The 17,326-nt window shown below is 74.6% G+C and carries 17 protein-coding genes; 3 read left to right on the top strand and 14 right to left on the bottom strand.

All coding sequences use genetic code 11. From position 1 onward, the window contains the following. The first annotated feature begins 10 nt into the window (after nt 1-10). Both B1H29_RS36245 and B1H29_RS36240 read left to right on the top strand, forming a co-directional pair. A complete protein-coding gene (locus B1H29_RS36245) occupies nt 11-469 on the top strand; it encodes a helix-turn-helix transcriptional regulator (protein ID WP_055422212.1) in 459 nt (152 codons plus the stop codon). A gap of 10 nt (nt 470-479) precedes the next feature. Next, the gene (locus B1H29_RS36240) at nt 480-1,112 is read left to right on the top strand and encodes a hypothetical protein (protein ID WP_055422339.1); all 633 of its coding nucleotides are present in this window, start codon (nt 480-482) and stop codon (nt 1,110-1,112) included. A gap of 121 nt (nt 1,113-1,233) precedes the next feature. Here the strand turns inward: B1H29_RS36240 and B1H29_RS36235 are convergent, their stop codons facing one another. The 8 genes from B1H29_RS36235 to B1H29_RS36200 all read right to left on the bottom strand — a co-directional run bounded on the left by B1H29_RS36235 (nt 1,234) and on the right by B1H29_RS36200 (nt 9,814). Next, entirely contained in the window at nt 1,234-1,650 is a 417-nt protein-coding gene (locus B1H29_RS36235) for an enediyne antibiotic chromoprotein (protein ID WP_055422211.1), read from the bottom strand. Nucleotides 1,651-1,769: 119 nt separating this feature from the next. Next, entirely contained in the window at nt 1,770-2,558 is a 789-nt protein-coding gene (locus tag B1H29_RS36230; RefSeq protein WP_079159922.1) for a response regulator transcription factor, read from the bottom strand. Between the two features lie 165 nt (nt 2,559-2,723). Beyond that, nucleotides 2,724-3,128, bottom strand: a complete 405-nt coding sequence (locus B1H29_RS36225; protein WP_055422210.1) for a GNAT family N-acetyltransferase — start codon at nt 3,126-3,128, stop codon at nt 2,724-2,726. Next, nucleotides 3,112-4,398 (bottom strand): adenylosuccinate lyase, encoded by a 1,287-nt coding sequence (gene purB, locus B1H29_RS36220; RefSeq protein WP_079159923.1) that lies wholly within the window; start codon nt 4,396-4,398, stop codon nt 3,112-3,114. Before purB ends, B1H29_RS36225 begins: the two co-directional genes overlap by 17 nt. Before the next feature lie 61 nt (nt 4,399-4,459). Continuing rightward, nucleotides 4,460-5,971, bottom strand: coding sequence for a glutamine synthetase family protein (locus B1H29_RS36215; RefSeq protein ID WP_055422209.1), 1,512 nt, complete (start codon nt 5,969-5,971; stop codon nt 4,460-4,462). A gap of 26 nt (nt 5,972-5,997) precedes the next feature. Continuing rightward, nucleotides 5,998-7,386, bottom strand: coding sequence for an amidase (locus tag B1H29_RS36210; protein ID WP_079159924.1), 1,389 nt, complete (start codon nt 7,384-7,386; stop codon nt 5,998-6,000). An 11-nt stretch (nt 7,387-7,397) separates the two neighbouring features. Then, nucleotides 7,398-9,488, bottom strand: a complete 2,091-nt coding sequence (locus B1H29_RS36205; protein WP_055422208.1) for a hypothetical protein — start codon at nt 9,486-9,488, stop codon at nt 7,398-7,400. After that, nucleotides 9,485-9,814, bottom strand: coding sequence for a 4Fe-4S dicluster domain-containing protein (locus B1H29_RS36200; protein WP_055422207.1), 330 nt, complete (start codon nt 9,812-9,814; stop codon nt 9,485-9,487). The genes B1H29_RS36205 and B1H29_RS36200 overlap by 4 nt, the downstream gene beginning before the upstream one ends. A 271-nt stretch (nt 9,815-10,085) precedes the next feature. On the opposite strand from B1H29_RS36200, the gene B1H29_RS36195 reads away from it, so the two are divergent. After that, entirely contained in the window at nt 10,086-11,168 is a 1,083-nt protein-coding gene (locus B1H29_RS36195) for a methyltransferase (RefSeq protein WP_079159925.1), read from the top strand. A 62-nt stretch (nt 11,169-11,230) separates the two neighbouring features. Here B1H29_RS36195 and B1H29_RS36190 read toward each other — a convergent pair whose 3' ends face one another. The 6 genes from B1H29_RS36190 to B1H29_RS36165 form a co-directional block, all read right to left on the bottom strand. Further along, complete coding sequence (locus tag B1H29_RS36190; RefSeq protein ID WP_234393211.1) at nt 11,231-12,823, bottom strand: FAD-dependent monooxygenase; 1,593 nt, start codon at nt 12,821-12,823, stop codon at nt 11,231-11,233. Between the two features lie 99 nt (nt 12,824-12,922). After that, a complete protein-coding gene (locus tag B1H29_RS36185; protein WP_079159926.1) occupies nt 12,923-14,428 on the bottom strand; it encodes an FAD-dependent oxidoreductase in 1,506 nt (501 codons plus the stop codon). Nucleotide 14,429: 1 nt separating this feature from the next. Continuing rightward, nucleotides 14,430-15,374, bottom strand: a complete 945-nt coding sequence (locus tag B1H29_RS36180) for an aromatase/cyclase (RefSeq protein ID WP_055422206.1) — start codon at nt 15,372-15,374, stop codon at nt 14,430-14,432. 74 nt (nt 15,375-15,448) lie between these two features. Continuing rightward, a complete protein-coding gene (gene fabG / locus B1H29_RS36175; protein ID WP_055422205.1) occupies nt 15,449-16,234 on the bottom strand; it encodes a 3-oxoacyl-ACP reductase FabG in 786 nt (261 codons plus the stop codon). 13 nt (nt 16,235-16,247) lie between these two features. Then, nucleotides 16,248-16,523 (bottom strand): phosphopantetheine-binding protein, encoded by a 276-nt coding sequence (locus B1H29_RS36170; RefSeq protein WP_055422204.1) that lies wholly within the window; start codon nt 16,521-16,523, stop codon nt 16,248-16,250. A 95-nt stretch (nt 16,524-16,618) separates the two neighbouring features. After that, a complete protein-coding gene (locus B1H29_RS36165; RefSeq protein WP_055422203.1) occupies nt 16,619-16,948 on the bottom strand; it encodes a TcmI family type II polyketide cyclase in 330 nt (109 codons plus the stop codon). Nucleotides 16,949-17,326 lie beyond the last annotated feature (378 nt).

Below are 17,326 nucleotides of genomic sequence, written 5' to 3'. Positions count from 1 at the left end.
GGGCTTTGCCGTGTGCCACCCCGCATGGAGGCAGGCGCTGATCGCCGCGCAGCGTCTGCTCGATCTCGCGCGCCTGCGCCGCGTCCGCGACCGGATCGACCGGGAGTTCGCGCGGCCGCTGGACGTCGAGGCGCTCGCCCGCGACGCGGGCATGCCGCCCGGGCAGCTCGCCCGGCAGTTCCGGGAGGCCTACGGCCAGTCGCCGTACGCCTATCTGACGGCGCGCCGCGTCGAGCACGCGATGGTGCTGCTGCGGCACGGCGACCACGCTCCGGGCGAGCTCCGCCTCGCGGTCGGCTGCCCGTCGACGGCCGCGCTCGTCACCCGCTTCACGGAGCTGGCCGGCATGCCGCCCGGTGTCTACCGGCGCCGCGCGGCGGCCGGCGGCGCGGGGCTGCCGTGGCGGGTGACGGCGCCGGGGGCGTCATCGAGCAGGAATGAAGAAGCCCGGCGGGTGCTCCGCGGCTAGCGTGACTGTCATGACTTCCCTCACCTGCGTCACCCTCGAGGTGGCCGACCTCACGGCCGCCGACCACTTCTACACCGCCGCCTTCGCCCTGGGGCCGCGGGTGCGTCTGCGGGCCGGCGACGCGCCGACGACGGGCTTTCGCGGGTTCACGATGTCGATCACGGTGTCCCAGCCGGCCGACGTCGACAGCTTCCTCGGCTCCGCCCTCGAGGCCGGCGCCACGACGCTGAAGCCGGCCGCGAAGTCCCTGTGGGGCTACGGCGGCGTCGTGCAGGCCCCGGACGGCACGATCTGGAAGGTGGCGACCTCGTCGAAGAAGAACACCGGCCCCGCCACCCGGAAGGTCGACGACCTCGTGCTCCTGCTGGGCGCCGAGGACGTCAAGGCGAGCAAGCAGTTCTACGTCGAGCAGGGGCTCACCGTGGCGAAGAGCTTCGGCGGCAAGTACGTCGAGTTCGCCTCCGAGGACTCCAGCCCCGTCAAGCTGGCACTGTACAAGCGCCGGGGCCTGGCCAAGGACGTCGGCGTGACCGAGGACGGCAGCGGCTCGCACCGGATCGTGCTCGGCGGCACCACCGGGGCCTTCACCGACCCGGACGGGTTCGCCTGGGAGCCCGCGCCGGTGACGTCCGCGTCCGCCTAGGCGGGACGTGTCCTCGCCGGGATCCGCGGCGCCCCGTGCCGGCGCGGCGGGACACGAGCGAGCCCACCGCGCGGTGCCGGTCGCGGGCACCGCGCGGTGGGCTCGGGCCCGGCGGGCCGGCTCAGCCGAAGGAGATGCCGGTGCCGACCGGACCGGTGCTCTCCTGGTAGGCGACCAACTGGCACTGCTGCGTGCCGCAGTCCACGGTCACGGGGGTGCCGGTGCCGGTGCTCCAGTCGGTGGCCGTGAACTGCTCGCGCACCGTGTAGGGGGCGGTGAAGCCGCCGTCGGCGCCGACGGTGGCCCTCGTCAGCGTGTCGGTGCACGTGGTGTTCTCCCGGCACTGCGCCACGGCGACCTCGGCGCCCGCCGGGAAGCCGGTGCCGGTCACGGTCACGGACTGGCCGTCGGACAGGCCGCTGCCGGGCGAGGCGGTCACCGCCGGCGCCGCGGAGGCCGGGGCTGCCGAGAAGGCGAGGGCGGCCACGGCGGCGGCGCCCAGCAGGCCGGACTTGGTCAGACGCGAGCGGATCTGCATGTTCGTCTCCCCATCGGGTAAGCGGAACGGCGCGTTCAGGTGATCACGCCTCACCCAGAGTCGGCCGGAGCGCATGAGACCGGCTCGAGAAACGCTCGAACGTCCTGTGCGGAGGGCCGTCAGGGCTTGCCCAGCATGAAGCCCACACCGCGCACCGTCACGATCCAGCCGCTGTCGCCCAGCTTGCCGCGGAGGCTGCTGACGTGGGTGTCGACGGTGCGGCGGGACCACGAGTCGCCCCAGACCCGCTGGAGGAGCTGCTTGCGCGGGATGACTGTGTCCGGGTGCGAGGCGAGCAGGCACAGGAGGTCGAACTCCTTGCGGGTCAGGGCGACCTCCTCGCCGCCGACCAGGACCTCGCGGGAGCCCACGTCGATGTGCAGCCGGCCGTGCCGCAGCTCGCGGGCGGCGGCGGGCTGCCATGCGGCCCGCCGCATCACCGCCTCGATCCGGGCCATCAGCTCGCGCAGGCCGTACGGCTTGGCGACGTAGTCGTCGGCGCCCGCCTGCAGGCCGAGGACGCAGTCCAGTTCGGAGGCGCGGGCGGTGACGATGATGACCGGCACCCGGCTGACGGCGCGCAGGGCGCGGCAGACCTCCAGGCCGTCCAGGTCGGGCAGCTCGAGGTCGAGGAGGACCAGGTCGGCGTCCTCGTGGGCGCGCAGCACGTCCTGGCCGCGCCGGACGCCGAGGGCCTCGTGGCCGTGCCGGCGCAACTGGGTGACCAGGGAGTCGGCGCAGGCGGTGTCGGCGTCGACGACGAGGACGCGCCGCCCGGAGGGCATCGATACGGCCGCGCCGGGGCCGGTGGCGGCCGGCTCGTGCTCCTGCGCGGGCCGTGGGAGGGCCGGGGCGGGGCCGGCGGGCGGGCGGGTGTCGAGCAGCGCCTGTGCCGATGTGTGGGTCATGCCTCCCCCGGGGTCCGGTGCGGTGCGCGGGGCGTGTGCGGCGGCGGGCGGCACGGGGTGCGGGCCGCCCGTGGCGCCGCGGGCACGGGGCCCGCCCCGACCGTGAATCTAAAAGGGCGCGGTCGAGCCCCGGTACAGCCCCGCTGACCCGGTGGGAGCCGGGTGCTACGGGTTGAGGACCCAGGCCGACGCGTGGCGCGTGAACCCGATGTGCGGGTAGTAGTCGACGGCCGCGGGCGCGGACAGGAGGACCAGTTTGGCGGCCGGTGCCGCCTCCCGCGTGGCGTCGATCAGGGCGCGGCCGATGCCGGAGCGCTGGCGCTCCCGTACGACGGCGATGTCGCAGACGTAGGTGACGTAGGAGAAGTCGGACATGGCGCGCACGATGCCCAGGAGCGTGCCCTCCTCGTCGCGGGCGGCCAGGACGAGGTTGGCGTTCGCGACCATGGCGGCGAACCGTTCTGGGTCCTCGACCGGGCGCCGCTCGGCGAGGCCGGAGGCGTGGTAGACGGCGAGGACTTCGGCCGGGTCGAGGGCGGCCCCCTCGACGCGGTCAGTCTTCCAGTTCATGCAGTTTCTCCAGACGGGTGCGGATCACATCGTGGTGGACGAGGAAGCGCTCGGCACCGAGGGGGGCCGGGCCGATGCCCTCCTTGGCCAGGGCCGCGCCGAAGTGCTCGCCCGTCGCCAGGGTGTGGCCGGCCGCGGCCTGCACGCTGCGGTAGGCGTGTTCGCGCTCCATGCCCTCGCCGAGGAGGTCGGCGAGGACCGCGGAGCTGTGGACGAGGCCGTCGGTCTGGTCGATGTGTGCGCGCATCCGGTCGGCGTCGACGGTGAGCGAGGCCACCAGGTCGGCGGCCCTGGTGACCTGGAAGTGGCCGGCGCAGAGGCTGTCGGGCAGGATCACCCGCTCCACGCACTGGTGGGCGAGGTCGCGTTCGTGCCAGAGCGCCACGTTCTCCACCGCGGTGTCGGCGTAGCCGCGCAGCAGGCGGGCCAGCCCGCACAGGCGTTCGCTCGTGGTGGGGTTGCGTTTGTGGGGCATGGCGCTGGAGCCCTGGTAGGCGCCGGTGCGCCGTTCCTCGACCTCGCGGACCTCGGTGCGCTGCAGCAGCCGCAGTTCCAGGGCGATCTGTTCCACGCAGGCGCCCAGTGTGGCCACGGCCTGCAGGAGCTGGGCGTGCCGGTCCCGGGCGACGACCTGGCTGGGCGCGGGCTCGGCGGCCAGGCCCAGGGCGGCCAGGACGTGCTCCTCGACGCGCGGGTCGATCAGCGCGTAGGTGCCGACGGAGCCGGAGACGGTGCCGACGGCGACGGCCTCGCGGGCGGCGGCGAGCCGGCCGAGCGAGCGGTCCACGGCGAAGGCGTGGCCGGCGAGTTTGTGCCCGAAGGTGGTGGGCTCGGCGTGCACGCCGTGGGTGCGGCCCACCATGACGGTGTCCCAGTGCTCCAGGGCCCGTTCGGTCAGCACCCGGCGCAGCCGCCGGGTGGCGCCGGTGAGCAGGTCGGTGGCGCGGGCCAGGGTGTGGCCCAGGGCGGTGTCGACGAGGTCGTAGCTGGTCATGCCGTGGTGCACCCAGCACGCGGAGGAGGCGGGGATGTCCTCGCAGTAGGCGGCGAGGAAGGAGAGCACCTCGTGGTCGCGTTCCCGTTCGATCTCGGCGACCCGCTCGGGGTCCGGGACGCGGGCGCGGCGCATGTCCTCGACCGCCTCGTGCGGTACGCGGCCCAGGGCGGCCTGCGCCTGGGAGGCGAGGATCTCCACCCGCACCCAGGTGGCGTAGCGGGAGCGGTCGGTGAAGAGGTGGGCCATCTCGGGCAGCGTGTATCGGGCAAGCATGCGAGGCCTTCGTCAGGAGGGGCGGGGAGGGTTGGGGGGGGGAAGCTGTGGTCCGGCGGGGTCAGTAGGCGCCGAAGTACTCCCGCTGCTCCCACTCGGTGACCCGTCCGGGCGCGGGTGCGGCCTGCAGGCACCAGGCCTCGTAGCGGCGCAGTTCGCTCTCCTTGAGTTTGGTGAGGCAGGCGGTGAGCGGCTCGCCGAGCAGTTGGGCGGCGCGGCCGGCGCGGAAGGCGTCGAGGGCCTCGCGCAGGTGCCGCGGTACGCCGCCGGTGCCGTGGCAGGGCGCGGCACCGGTGGCGTCCGCGGGTGCGGCCGGGGCGGTGAGGCCCTCCAGGCCCGCGAACAGCTGGGCGGCGATGGCGAGGTAGGGGTTGGCGCACGGCTCGCCGATCCGGTTCTCGAGGTGGGCGCCGGCGCCGTGGCCGACGACGCGGACCATCGCGCTGCGGTCTTCCTGGCTCCAGCCGAGCCGGGTGGGTGCGAGGGTGTGTTCGGGGGCCAGGCGACGGTAGCCGTTGACGGTGGGCACCGAGAGCAGGAACAGGTCGCGGGCCCAGTTCAGCAGTCCCTCCGCGTACGCCTTGCCGTGCGGGGACAGGCCGTCCGAGGGGTCCTCGGTGCCGAACAGGTTGCTGCCGGAGGCGAGGTGTGCGACGGACTGGTTGAGGTGCCAGCCGCTGGGGTCGGCGGCGTCCAGGAGCGGCTGCGACATGAAGGAGGCGTGGTGCCCGCGCCGGGCGCACCAGCTCTTGGTGACCGTGCGGAAGAGCAGCATCGCGTCGGCGGTGTCCAGCGCGGACATCGGGCTGAACGTCGTCTCGACCTGCCCGGGCCCCGACTCGTGCTCCATCGACCGCAGCGGCAGCCCGAGGGCGAGCAGGTGCAGGGCGAGCGGGTCGGTGAGGGGGGCGACGGTGTCGTAGTGGCCGTCGAGGTTGAACTGGTAGCCGGCGTTCAGGGCGGCCACGCGCGGTGGCCGGCCCTGCAGTCCGAAGCCGTTGCCCGTGTTGCCGGGAGCGTCGTCGAGGCGGCGGGTGAGGTACCACTCGACTTCGAGGCCGAGGACGGGGGCGAGGTCCCGCTCGGTGTAGCGGTCGACGACGTGGCGCAGCACGGCCCGTGACGAGAGCGGGTGGGGGCTGCCGTCGCGCAGGTACTCGTCGCCGATCACCCAGGCGGTGCGGGCGTCGCCGCCGGGCAGCTCGTGGAAGGTGAGGGGGTCCGGGACCAGGATGAAGTTCCCGGCGCCGGCGATCTCGTCGACGCCGATGCCGTGCTCGCCGAGGAAGTCGACGGCGACGGCGTGGCCGGTGTCGAAGAGGTACGGCCCGGGACTGAAGTTCATGCCGTTGCGCAGCACGCCGCGAAACGCCTCGGCGGTGAGGGTCTTGGAGCGGGCCAGACCGTGGGGGTCGCCGAAGACGAGGCGCACGAGGTCGAGGTCGGCGAGGCTCGCCTCGATCAGCTCGGCGGCGGCGATGCGGGCTTGGTCCCACAGCCCGTGACCGGCCACGAACGAGGGCCGCCCGACGCTGCCCTGCGCGGCGGGCGAGGACCATGACCTGGCGTACATGGGAACGTCCTTTCCTCGGGCGTGGGTTACCGGGCGGCCGCGGGCTGCAGAACGCGCGGGTGGGGCGGCACCGGTGTGCCGAGGTCCGACTCCAGGTGCCCGGCGAGCCGGAGGACCAGGTCGTCGGCGCCGACGGGCCCGACCAGTTGCAGGCCCACCGGCAGGCCGGAGCGGGTGAGGCCGGCGGGCAGCGACAGGGCCGGCTGGCCGGTCATGTTGAAGGGGTACGAGGCGGGCGCCCAGGCCAGCCACTGCAGGTCCCGGGCGTCGGCCGCCCAGGGCGGGGCGAAGGCGCCGGTGGCGAACGGCTCGACGGGCACGGTGGCCATGGCGAGGACGTCGTAGTGGTCCATGACGGTGCGCAGGGTGGCGCGCAGGCCCTGGCGGACCTCCTCGGCCCGGATCACGTCGGCGCCGCCGAGCGTGCGCCCGTGCCGGATCACCTCCAGGCGGCCGGGGTCGGCCCGTTCGTCGTCCTCGGGGCGGGCCCCGGCCGCCTCGAAGGCGGCGAGGAGGTCGACGAGGGCGGGGTACAGGCGGGCGCAGCGCACCTCGACGTCCTCGACCAGGTGGCCCTGTGCCCGCAGGGCCAGGCGGGCGGGTTCGGTGACGTGGCGGACCTCGTCGGCGGTGCCCTCGTACTCGATCCAGCCGATCCTCAGTACCCGTTTGGTGCGCGGCGCGTCCAGGGAGCCGAGGCCGGAGTCGGGGTCGGCCGGGTGCGGGCCCGCCATGACCGTGGCGAGCAGCGCGGCGTCGGCGACGGTACGGGCGAGGGGGCCCTGGTGGGCGAGCCGGTCGGCGCTGTTGGGGACGTACGGGATGCGGCCCAGGGACGGTTTGTAGCCGACGACGCCGCAGAACGCGGCGGGGATCCGGATCGATCCGGATCCGTCGGTGCCCAGGGCGCCGTCGCACAGGCCCGTGGCCACCGCGGCCGCGGCGCCGCCGCTGGAGCCGCCCGCGCTCAGGCGCGGGTCGTAGGGGTTGCGGGTGGGCGGGGCGGCCCGGCTGACGGTCGAGGCGCTCCAGCCGTATTCGGAGGTGGCGGTCTTGCCGACGACGACGGCCCCGGCGGCGCGCAGCCGGGCCACGGCGGGCGTGTCCCGGCGGGGCCGGTCGTTGGGCAGCAGCGAGCCGCGTGCGGTGGGCAGGTCGTGGGTCTGCAGCAGGTCCTTGACGGAGACGGTGACGCCGAGCAGCGGCATGGTCCGCCAGGCGTCGGCGCCCAGTTTGCGGATCCGGGCGTCCGCGCGTTCGGCCGCGCGCAGTGCCTCCTCGCCCGCGACGGACACGTAGGCGTCGAGGGTGTCCTGTTCGCGGATGGCGTCCAGGACGGCGGTGGTGTGTTCGAGGGCGGACAGCTCGCCCCGTCGCAGGAGTTGTCCGGTGTGGCTGACGCCGCGGGCGGTCATCGCCTCTCCTTTCACGACGCTCGGCGGATCTGGCCGGCCAGGGCTCCGGGTGCCGCGGGCCCCTGGCCGGTGACGGCCGTCCAGTGCCAGCCGGAGTCGAACGCGGTGACCTCCAGTGTGGTGCCGGCGGCGGCGAGCGAGGCGGCGAGCGAGGTGGCGCGGGCGATGAATCCGGACACCTGGTGGGCGGCGAGCAGGTCCTGTTCGCCGAACGGGTCGCCGGCGCAGCGCAGCAGTCTGAGGTCCATGAAGCCGTCGAAGCGGCGTCCGTCGACCTCGACGGCCTGCGGGGAACGGATGGAGAAGCGCACGTTGTTGCTGACGTGCCCGTGGTGGTGCTGGTCCGAGAAGTAGGCGAGGTCCGGGATGACGGGCGGCACGAAGTGGTCGCGGGCCAGCACCTCGGGCTTTCGCGGCAGGTTGCCGGCGACGAAGTGCCAGGAGTTGTACTGCATGCGCGAGGACATCGCCCAGGCCGCGTCGGCGAGCGCGGTTTGGGAGCCGCCGAAGTGGGCGGCCGCTTCGGGCCGCGGCACCACGCAGCAGAAGAAGTGCGTGATGTCCCAGTCGCAGATCGCCGCCCAGTTCTCACCGCGCAGGGCCCGTACCAGGTCGGGCAGCGAGCGCATGCCGCGGCTCATCGCGAAGTCGGCGCCGAAGACGTCGGCGGTCGCGGCCACGGTCTCGTGCACCAGCGACTCCAGGCCGGTGCCGAAGGCGCCGTGGGGTTCGGCGAGCCAGCCGGGCGCGGCGGCCAGGGTCCGGCCGAGGTCGGCGAGCGTGGCGCCGGCCAGCGCCAGCCTGGTGCGCAGGCGTTCGGCGACGGCGTCCTGGCGGGCCCGGGCGGTGGGGCCGGCAGCGGCGGCCACCCGTTCCACCTTGTGCATCAGCGGCCCGTGGATCTCGCGGTACAACTGGGCGTGCCGGCCCACCTCCCGGCGGCGCTCGCGCAGTGCGACGGCGAGCCGGTCGAGGTCGGCGACGCGGTGCGAGGCGGCGGCGGGCACCGGTTCGACGCCGGGTACGGCACGGTAGGCGCGGCGTACCCGCTCCAGCGTGTGGGCGACGTGGTCGACGGTGAGCTGGGTGCCGTTGGCCTCCTCGATCCGTCCGAAGCCGGCCGAGCGGATGAGCAGGGTGAGGCAGACCAGTACCTGGGTGTCCTGGTCCGACCACAGGTCGAACGGCAGGTCCTCGAGCGCGCTGAGGGCGCAGTGCGGGTGGCCGGGCCACAGGGTCTTGCCGGTCAGGGTGTTGTGGTCGCGGAAGTTCGTGTACTGCGTGTCCTCCTGGTAGAGGACGAACGGGGCGGTGCGCACGGCCGCCTCGCGGGCCTGGGAGAGCAGCGCGCGGCGGCCCTGGGGTCCCTGCCCGGCGAGCCAGGCGCGGCAGTCGGCGGCGCGGGCGGCGTTCCGTTCCCGGGCGTGGTCGAGTTCCCGCCGGTAGGCGGCGAGAGCGGCGCGGTCGTACGGCACGCGGCGCACACCGCCGACCAGGGTGCGGGGGTCGAGGGGGCGGGCGCCGGGGACGCGCAGGGCGATGCGGCCCGTGGTGCTGAGGCCGATCTCGCCGAGGAAGGCGGGGGGCTGGGGCGTGCCGGGGGCCGGCCTGGGCTCCGCCGGCCTGGGGCCCGCCGCGTCGGGGTCCGCCGGCCCGGGGTCCGCCGCGTCGGGGTCCGCCGGCGCGGGGTCCGCCGCGTCGGGGTCCGCCGGCCTGGGGCCCGCCGCGTCGGGGTCCGCCGGCGCGGGGGCCGCCGCGTCGGTGACGCCGCCGTCCGCGTCGTCCGGATCGCGCCAGCTCAGGCCGCACAGGGCGGTCAGGGCGGCCTGCTCCGTGGAGTTCAGGGCCCGCAACTGGATGTCGCCGGGGACGTGCCCGTCGAGGGTGAGCAGCACGTCGACAGTGGTGCGCAGGTCCTCGGCCTCCCGTGCCCGCCGCCACACGTGCCCCAGCAGTCCGGGGAATCCGGCGTCGAGGTCACCGACGCGGTCCGGTTTGGCGGTGCTGCCGGCGGGGGTGCCGAGCCTGCTGGGACGGCGGCTGATCCGCTTTCTGGCGTTGACGGCGCGGCGGGATTCGTGGCGCCCCGCGGGTTCCTTCATGCGGCCCTCTCGGCGGTGAGTTCGATGTGGTTCCACATCGCGTCGTCGGTCGGGGACCAGTCCTCGTCGACGTAGATGCAGTCGACCGGGCACTCGAGCACGCAGGCGGGGCAGCCCGAGCAGAGTTCGGGGACGATCACCACGTCCAGGCCCCGGTCGAAGATGGCGCCGAACTCCGCGGGACAGCCGCGCAGGCAACTGTCGCAGGTGATGCACTCGGACGACTCGATGCGCCGCGGGGGTTTCTTCCAGTTGTCGGCGCGGGAGCGCTGGGCGATGCGGTCGGCGCGTTCCGACAGTGCGGCAGACGAGGCAAGCTTCTTCACGGGATCGGCCCCCTCCGGGACTCTTGTCGGCCATGGCCGAGACGGACGGTCCCGATCGTCACCGGGTGGCCTCGACCGCCCCCGGAGCGCGGGTGGGGACCGGCTGGAGCCTCCTGCCGGCGCCCGCTCGAGTCGGCTGCGAGCGCGGCCCGTCCGAGGCACCGGACCGTGGGTGTCCAGGGCGCGCCCGGGATCGTGAGCCGGGTACGCGCCGCCCTGCCCGCCCGCGGGCAAGCCACCCGGCCGCCCGCCGTCCACCACGGAGGAACCCATGCCCCTGCCGCCCGCCCGCGTCGTGCGGGCCGTCGAAGGCGTGCGTACCGGTCTGCAGCGGCTGGCACGGAGGCTGGCCCCCGCACCGTTCTCGCTGCTCGAGATGGTCCAGGGCGCCATGCTCAGCCAGGCCGTCTACGCCGCCGCGGAGCTGCGCGTCGCCGAGGCGCTGAGGGACGGTCCGCTGCCCGCCGAACGGCTCGCCGAGCGTGTCGGTGCCCACCCGGAGACGCTGCACCGGCTGATGCGGCTGCTCGCCTCGAACGGCGTCTTCGCCGAACGCGGGAACGGCGACTTCGCCCTGTCCGCGATGGGGGCCGCGCTGCTCGAGGACGCGCCGGTGTCGATGCGCGGCATCGCGGTGCTGATGGGCCACCCGGTCCACTGGGAGGACTGGTCGCACTTCGTGGACGCGGTGCGTACCGGCGAGCCGAGCCTGCCCAAGCTGCGCGGCATGACGGCCTTCGAGTTCCTGGAGGCCGAGCCGGAGTACGGCGAGGTGTTCATGAAGGGCATGGGCGCCATGTCCGCCACCGAGAGCGAGCCGGTCCTGGCGGCGTACGACTTCTCGCGGTTCGGCACGGTCGTCGACTTCTGCGCGGGCCGCGGCGAGCTGCTCGCCGGGATCCTGCGGAAGTCGCCGGGCGTGCGGGGGATCCTCTCCGATCCCCGGGCGGGTGCGAACGGGGCGGCGGACTACCTGGCCGAGCAGGGGGTCGCCGACCGCTGTCGGGTGGTGGCCGCCGATCTGTTCGGGCCGGTGCCCGGGGGCGGGGACGCCTACGTCCTCAAGCACATCGTGCACGACTGGCCCGAGGAGCAGGCCCTGGAGATCCTGCGCAACGTGCGGGCCGCGATGCGGCCGGGCGGGCGGCTGCTGCTGATGGAGATGGTCGTGCCGGACAAGCCGAACGCCGCCCACCCCTCGAAGCTGGTCGACCTGTGGCTGATGCTGCTCGTGGGCGGCAAGGAGCGCACGGGGGCCCAGTACGGAAAGCTGCTGGCCCGGGCGGGCTTCCGGCTGGAGCGCATCGTGCAGACGCCGGGTGCGATCTCGGTCGTGGAGGCGAGCCCGCGGTAGGCGCCCGGACAACGTGTCAGGGGTGCCGCCCGGGCCACCGGGCGGCACCCCTGGCGCGTGCGTCATGCCCGGGCGGGCGTGCCGAACCAGCGGGCGAGGGCGGTCCCCAGGCCGGCGGCGCCGCCGGTGCCGGTCCAGGCGACGTGGCCGTCGGGGCGGATGAGCACCGCCTCGGCGCCCGCGAACACGGCGCCGCGGTCGGCCGTGCGGGCGGTGGCCGTCACGACGTCGACGCGGCCGGTCCAGGCTGCGGCGGCCGCGCGCACGCCGGGGTCGTCGGCGAGGTCGAGCAGGACGCCGCGTCCGGCGTGCAGCAGCCGGAAGGTGTCGCTCTCGCCGCCGGGTCCGGTCAGCGGGAGCTTGCCCAGGCGGCGGCCGAGCAGCGGATGGCCGGCACCGGCACCGGCACCGGCACCGGCACCGGCATCGGCATCGGCATCGGCGCCGGTGGCGGCATCGGCGCCGGTGGCGGTGGCGGTGGCGGTGATGTCGTAGCGGATGTCGAGGTGGGAGACGATGCCCGCGAGGTGGCGGCGGACCGTGTCGTAGCCGGTGAGTTCGGTGAGGATCCGGCGCAGCGGCTCGGCCTGGTCGCCGCCGAGGAAGACCATGCCCTGGGCGCGGGTGTTCATCAGCAGGCGGCGGCCCACCGGGTGACGCTCGGCGTGGTAGGTGGCCAGGAGGTCCTCGCCGGCCCGGCCGGTGACGACGGCGGCGAGTTTCCAGCCGAGGTTGGCGGCGTCCTGCACGCCGGTGCTCAGGCCCTGCCCGCCGGCGGGCAGGTGGATGTGGGCGGCGTCCCCGGCGAGCAGCACCCGGCCGCGCCGGTACTCGGCGGCCTGGCGGGTGGCGTCGCTGAAGAAGCTGACCCACTCGGCGCCGCCGCCGCTGATGTCCTCGCCGGTGATGTGCTCCCAGGCCTTGGCGACCTCTTCGAAGGTGACGGTGTCGTCGGCGCTGCGGGCGGCGGCGCCGTGCGGGCAGACGATGACGCGGTGCACGCCCTCCTTGAGGGGGGCGGCCATCACCATGCCGTTGGGGAGGGTCTCGCCGAGGTAGCGGGGCTTGAGGTCGCAGCCGGTGACGTCGGCGAGGAACATCGCGCGGGTCGCCTCGGTGCCGGGGAAGCCGATGCCGGCGAGCTTGCGCACCGTGCTCTTGCCGCCGTCGCAGCCCACCAGGTGGGAGGCGCGCAGCCGCCGTACGCCGTCCGTGGTCGCCACGGTGACCTCGACGTGGTCGCCGTCGAGGAAGCCGTCGGCGAGGGCGAGCAACTCGCAGCCGCGGCGGATGTCGGCGCCGAGGTCGGCGGCCCACGCGGCGAGGACCGCCTCGGTCTGGCTCTGCGGGATGCCGCGGGCGCCGAAGTGGGCGCCTTCCAGGGCGGTGAAGTCGAACTGGACTCCGCCGAAGTGGCCGACGGGGCTGACCTCCAGGCTCTCGCCCTGCCCGAAGCGGGGCAGGAGTCCGCGCTGGTCGAAGACCTCCATGGCGCGGGCGGTGAAGCCCAGGCCCCGGGACTGGCCGGTGGGCTCGGCCAGTTTGTCGAGCACGATCACTTCGGCTCCGCCCAGGCGGAGTTCGCCCGCGAGCATCAGTCCGGTCGGGCCTGCGCCTACGACGATGACGTCGGCGTCCATCGTGGTGTCCTGCATGGTCGTGGGATCCCTCTCAGTCATCAGTGGTCCGTGCTCGGTACGGGCCGGGGGCTGGCGGTGCCGGGGCGGCCCGCCGCGCGGGCCGGCAGCGGCTTCTCAGGGGGGACCGAACCACCGTGCGACCGCCTGGGCGAGCCCGTCGCCGTCCCTGCCGCCGGTCCAGACGACGTGGCCGTCGGGCCGGACCAGGACGGCGGGCGTGTCCGCGAGCGGTGAGCCCGGGGCCGGGCGCGCGGTGACCGTGTCGATACGGTCGGCCAGGGCGGTGCCGGCCGGCGGCGGCGGGGCGCCCAGCCCCAGGAGCAGCCCGCGCCCGGAGCGCAGCAGTTCGGCCGTGCTGCAGACGCTTGCGCCGGTGCGCAGCCGCAGGTGCGGCAGGCGGGCGCCGCGCAGCGGGTGCTCGGGGCCGCCGACGTCGTAGCGCACGTCGAGGCCGCTGATCATCGCGGCGAGGTGGCGGCGTACGTCGTCGTGGGCGACGAGTTCGGCCAGGACGGTGCGCAGCGGCTCGGTCTCGGGGCCGCCCAGCAGCAGCAGGGCCTGGGCGCGGATGTTGCCGAGGACGGCGGCGCCGACGGCGGCGCGTTCGGTGCCGTAGGTGTCCAGGAGTCCGGCGGGTGCGGTGCCGTCGACGGCGGCGGCGAGCTTCCAGCCGAGGTTGTAGGCGTCCTGGAGGCCGAGGTTGAGGGCCTGGCCGCCGATGGGCATCTGGCGGTGGGCGGCGTCCCCGGCGAACAGGACGCGGCCGTGCCGGTAACGGGCCAGGCGCCGGTTCTCGTCGTCGAAGTGGTTGACCCACAGCGGGGTGCCGCCGGTGATGTCCTCGCCGGTGACGCGCTTCCAGGCGGCGGCGATCTCGTCGAAGTGCGGGTCGCCGGCGCGTTCGCGGACCGCGGCGCCGAACTCGTGCACCATGACCCGGGTCACGCCCGCCGGGTTGCGGGCGGCGACGGCGAGGCCGCCGGGGAGCCGTTCGAAGCGCCGGTCGGGGATGTCGATGCCCTCGACGTCGGCGCGCAGCAGTTCCCGGGTGGCCGGGGTGCCGGGGAAGTCGGCGCCGAGCAGGCGGCGCACCGTGGAGTCCTGGCCGTCGCAGGCGACGAGGTGGGCGGCGCGCAGTGTGACGTGTTGTCCGTGGCGGCTGGTGGCGGCGGCCTCGACGTGGGTGCCGCGGTCTGCCACGGCGTGCAGGGTGTGGCCGCACCTGAGGTCGGCGCCGAGCCCCAGGGCCCACTCCTCCAGGACGGACTCGGTCCTGGTCTGGGGGACCTTCCACTGCCCGGGGTAGGGGCCGGGCAGGGTCAGGTCCAGGGGGATGCCGCCGAAGTGGCCGCGCGGCTCGCACGGCGGGCTGCCGAGGTCCGCGAGCAGGCCGCGGCTGTCGAGCAGTTCCATGGTGCGGGCGTGCAGCGTGGAGGCGCGGGACTCGGTGGTGGGGCCGTGGCGCCGCTCGAGGAGGGTCACCTGGATGCCGCGCAGGGCCAGTTCACCGGCGAGGAGCAGGCCGGCCGGGCCCGCACCGACGACGATCACCTGGGTGTCGGCCGTCTTCGCGGGCGAGGTGCGCGGCGTGGGGGCGTGCGGGTGCGGGGCGCCGGCCATGTCAGCGGTTCCGCTGGGCGTAGTCCTTGGCGTGGCCGAGGGTGGCGAGGCTGTTGGTGCTCAGCGCGCCGTGCACGTAGGCGCGGGCGTCGGCGACGGTGGCCTTAGGGCCCAGGACGCGGGCGATGTTGGCGGTGTTGAGGGTGACGGTGTGCTGGGAGCTGGCCGTCGTGCCCGCCTCGTCGCTCTCCTGGAAGGTCCACACGCCGGTGTGCAGGGTCATCAGTGCCGGCAGGGTGACCTGCTTGTAGGCGATGCGGTGGTGGCCCAGGACGACCCGGTAGGACTTGGTGGTGTGTGTGGAGCCGTCCTGGGCGCGGGTGTCCATCTCCAGCTCCTGCAGGCCGGGGGTGTCCTCGGTGAAGCGGACGCGGGCCACGTGCGGGAGCCGCTCGGGCCACAGCCCGGCCTCGTTGACGAAGTCGAAGGCGTCCTTGGCCGAGCCGTCGATCGTCACCGTGTCGGTGAAGGAGAAGGTCAGTTCCTGTGTCTCGGCGGCGTGCGCCTGCTCGACGTTCTCCTTGAGGGCGGCGAGTTCGCCGGTGCTGTTCTTGTCCACGGCCCGCTCGATCCACAGCAGGTCGTGCGGGTCGTCGCCGAGGGCCCGGTAGTCGTGCGCGAGCCGGACGCGGCAGGTGCCCTCGTCGAGGGGTTCGACGATCCAGGTGCCGCCCATCGCCGCGACCGGTGGTGCCGGCACTTCCTGGCGGAAGGTGATGCGCAGGGCCCCGGGGTCGAGGGTGCGGCGCGAGGTCCAGGTCTTGGGCTCGCCGTTGGCGGTGGCCCAGATGCGGATGCGCTCCTGGTTCCCCTCGCTCTCCTCGCGGTCGACGTGGATGGTGGGCGGGAAGATCCGCGGCCAGTTGGGCACCTCGGCGAGGAGGCGGTAGACGGCGGCGGCGGGCGCGCTGATGGTGATCTCGTGCTCGACCTCACGAGTCGTCATGACGGCTTCTCCTCGGTGGTACGGGCTGTGCGGGCGGCGGGGAGCAACACTCCCCCGGGGGGGGGCGGGCGGTGCTAGAAGTTGCCGAGGCCACCGCAGACGTTGAGGGCCTGGGAGGTGATGGAGGCGGCGGTGTCGGACGCGAGGTAGCCGACCAGGCCCGCGACCTCCTGGGGGGTGGAGTAGCGGCCCAGGGGGATCTTGGCCTGGAACTTCTTGAGGATCTCGTCCTCGCTCGTGTCGTAGGCCGCGGCGTAGCCCTGCCGTACCCGCTGGGCCATCGGCGTCTCGACGTAGCCGGGGCAGACGGCGTTGACGGTGATGCCGGTCGGTGCCAGTTCGTTGCCGAGGGCCTTGGTGAAGCCGACGACGCCGTGTTTGGAGGCCGAGTAGGGGGCGCCGAGGACGACGCCCTGCTTGCCGGCGGTGGAGGCGATGTTGATGATCCGGCCGCGGTCCTTGGCGCGCATGCCGCCGGTGGTGAGGACCTCGCGGGTCATCCGGAAGACGCTGTTGAGGTTGGTGTCGATGACGTCGTCCCACAGCGCGTCGGTGAGGTCCGCGGTGGGGCCGCCGCCGGAGCGTCCGGCGTTGTTGACGAGTACGTCGACGGTGCCGAAGGCGGCGACGGCGCCGTCGACGAACTCCTTGACGGAGGCGGCGTCGCGGACGTCGAGCGGCCGGCCGTCGACGTCCAGGCCCTCCTCGCGCAGTGCCTTGGCGGTGTGGGCGACGTTGTCCGCGTCGCGTGCGCCGATGAAGACCCGGTGCCCCTGCCGCGCCAGCAGGCGGGCGGTCTCCAGGCCGATGCCGCTGGTCGCGCCGGTGACGAGGGCGACCCTGCGGGTGGTGTCGGACATGGGGGTGCTCCTCTCAGGCGGCCCGGGTTCCGGACAGGGGCAACTGGGCGTTGACGACGTCGATCAGGTCGCGCGGGGTGATGTCGTCGCCGAGGTCGTCGTCGTCCAGGACGATGCCGTACTCGCGTTCGATGCGGCCGCCGGTCTCCAGCAGCGCGATGGACTCGTAGCCGAGCACCTCGAACGTGGTGTCCAGGATGTCTCCGGCGAGGTCGACGTTCTCGTCCGCGCCCGCGGCCTCGAGGAGGATCCGCCTGAGGTCGTCGAGGGTGAACTGGATACTGGCCATGGGTACTTCCTTCGGTTCTCGGGGCGGTTGCGCCCAGGCTGATCGTTTGTGGCGGGGCCGCGGGCTCGGTCCGCCGTGGACGGCACGCCGTCCGCTCAGGCGGACGCCTCCCACCGGTAGAAGCGCTGTGCCATGGCGTCGGCCGGGGAGCGCCAGGTCGCCGGGTCGTAGGGGGCGATGAACGGTGCGAGGTCGTCGCTGATCCGCACGAAGCGCGGGTCGTCCTTGGCGCCCTGGATCAGCTCGCCGCCGTTGTCCTCGTCGAAGTCCTGCAGGTGGAAGTACAGGCCGTTGAAGGCGAACAACTGGCGCCGCCGGGTGCCCATGCGGTGCGGCATGTCCGTCGCGTCGAACTCGGCGAACAGCTTGGCGACGTCCGCACCCGCACCGGGCGCCATACGGGCCACGATCAGCGTGCTGTGCATAGGGTTTCGCTCCTTGGCGGTCCGGTGGGGGCGGAGGGGTCCGGTGACTGCGGTGGGGGGGCCGGTGGCTGCGGTGGGGGGTCCGGTGACTGCGGTGGGGGCGGAGGGGGCCGGTGGCTGCGGTGGGGGGCGGTGGGAGGGCGGAGGGCGCGTGCGGCACGGCCGGGCCGGACGGGCCGGACGGGCCGGACGGGCCGGACGGGCCGGACGGGCCGGACGGGCCGGACGGGCCGGACGGGCCGGACGGGCCGGACGGGCCGGACGGGCCGGACGGGCCGGTGCTCGGCGCGGGCGGGCCGGTGCTCGGCGCGGGCGGGCCGGTGCTCGGCGCGGGCGGGCCGGTGCTCGGCGCGGGCGGGCCGGTGCTCGGCGCGGGCG

Origin of the sequence: Streptomyces pactum, assembly GCF_002005225.1 — a bacterium.
GTDB classification, from domain to species: domain Bacteria; phylum Actinomycetota; class Actinomycetes; order Streptomycetales; family Streptomycetaceae; genus Streptomyces; species Streptomyces pactum_A.
This window is presented reverse-complemented; position numbering and strand designations above follow the sequence as displayed.

Excerpts from the sequence above, each read along its gene's own strand:
- B1H29_RS36240 (WP_055422339.1), top strand. The coding sequence starts at position 480 with ATGACTTCCCTCACCTGCGTCACCCTCGAGGTGGCCGACCTCACGGCC.
- B1H29_RS36235 (WP_055422211.1), bottom strand. The coding sequence starts at position 1,650 with ATGCAGATCCGCTCGCGTCTGACCAAGTCCGGCCTGCTGGGCGCCGCC.
- B1H29_RS36230 (WP_079159922.1), bottom strand. The coding sequence starts at position 2,558 with ATGACCCACACATCGGCACAGGCGCTGCTCGACACCCGCCCGCCCGCC.
- B1H29_RS36225 (WP_055422210.1), bottom strand. The coding sequence starts at position 3,128 with ATGAACTGGAAGACTGACCGCGTCGAGGGGGCCGCCCTCGACCCGGCC.
- purB (WP_079159923.1), bottom strand. The coding sequence starts at position 4,398 with ATGCTTGCCCGATACACGCTGCCCGAGATGGCCCACCTCTTCACCGAC.
- B1H29_RS36215 (WP_055422209.1), bottom strand. The coding sequence starts at position 5,971 with ATGTACGCCAGGTCATGGTCCTCGCCCGCCGCGCAGGGCAGCGTCGGG.
- B1H29_RS36210 (WP_079159924.1), bottom strand. The coding sequence starts at position 7,386 with ATGACCGCCCGCGGCGTCAGCCACACCGGACAACTCCTGCGACGGGGC.
- B1H29_RS36205 (WP_055422208.1), bottom strand. The coding sequence starts at position 9,488 with ATGAAGGAACCCGCGGGGCGCCACGAATCCCGCCGCGCCGTCAACGCC.
- B1H29_RS36195 (WP_079159925.1), top strand. The coding sequence starts at position 10,086 with ATGCCCCTGCCGCCCGCCCGCGTCGTGCGGGCCGTCGAAGGCGTGCGT.
- B1H29_RS36190 (WP_234393211.1), bottom strand. The coding sequence starts at position 12,823 with ATGCAGGACACCACGATGGACGCCGACGTCATCGTCGTAGGCGCAGGC.
- B1H29_RS36185 (WP_079159926.1), bottom strand. The coding sequence starts at position 14,428 with ATGGCCGGCGCCCCGCACCCGCACGCCCCCACGCCGCGCACCTCGCCC.
- B1H29_RS36180 (WP_055422206.1), bottom strand. The coding sequence starts at position 15,374 with ATGACGACTCGTGAGGTCGAGCACGAGATCACCATCAGCGCGCCCGCC.
- fabG (WP_055422205.1), bottom strand. The coding sequence starts at position 16,234 with ATGTCCGACACCACCCGCAGGGTCGCCCTCGTCACCGGCGCGACCAGC.
- B1H29_RS36170 (WP_055422204.1), bottom strand. The coding sequence starts at position 16,523 with ATGGCCAGTATCCAGTTCACCCTCGACGACCTCAGGCGGATCCTCCTC.
- B1H29_RS36165 (WP_055422203.1), bottom strand. The coding sequence starts at position 16,948 with ATGCACAGCACGCTGATCGTGGCCCGTATGGCGCCCGGTGCGGGTGCG.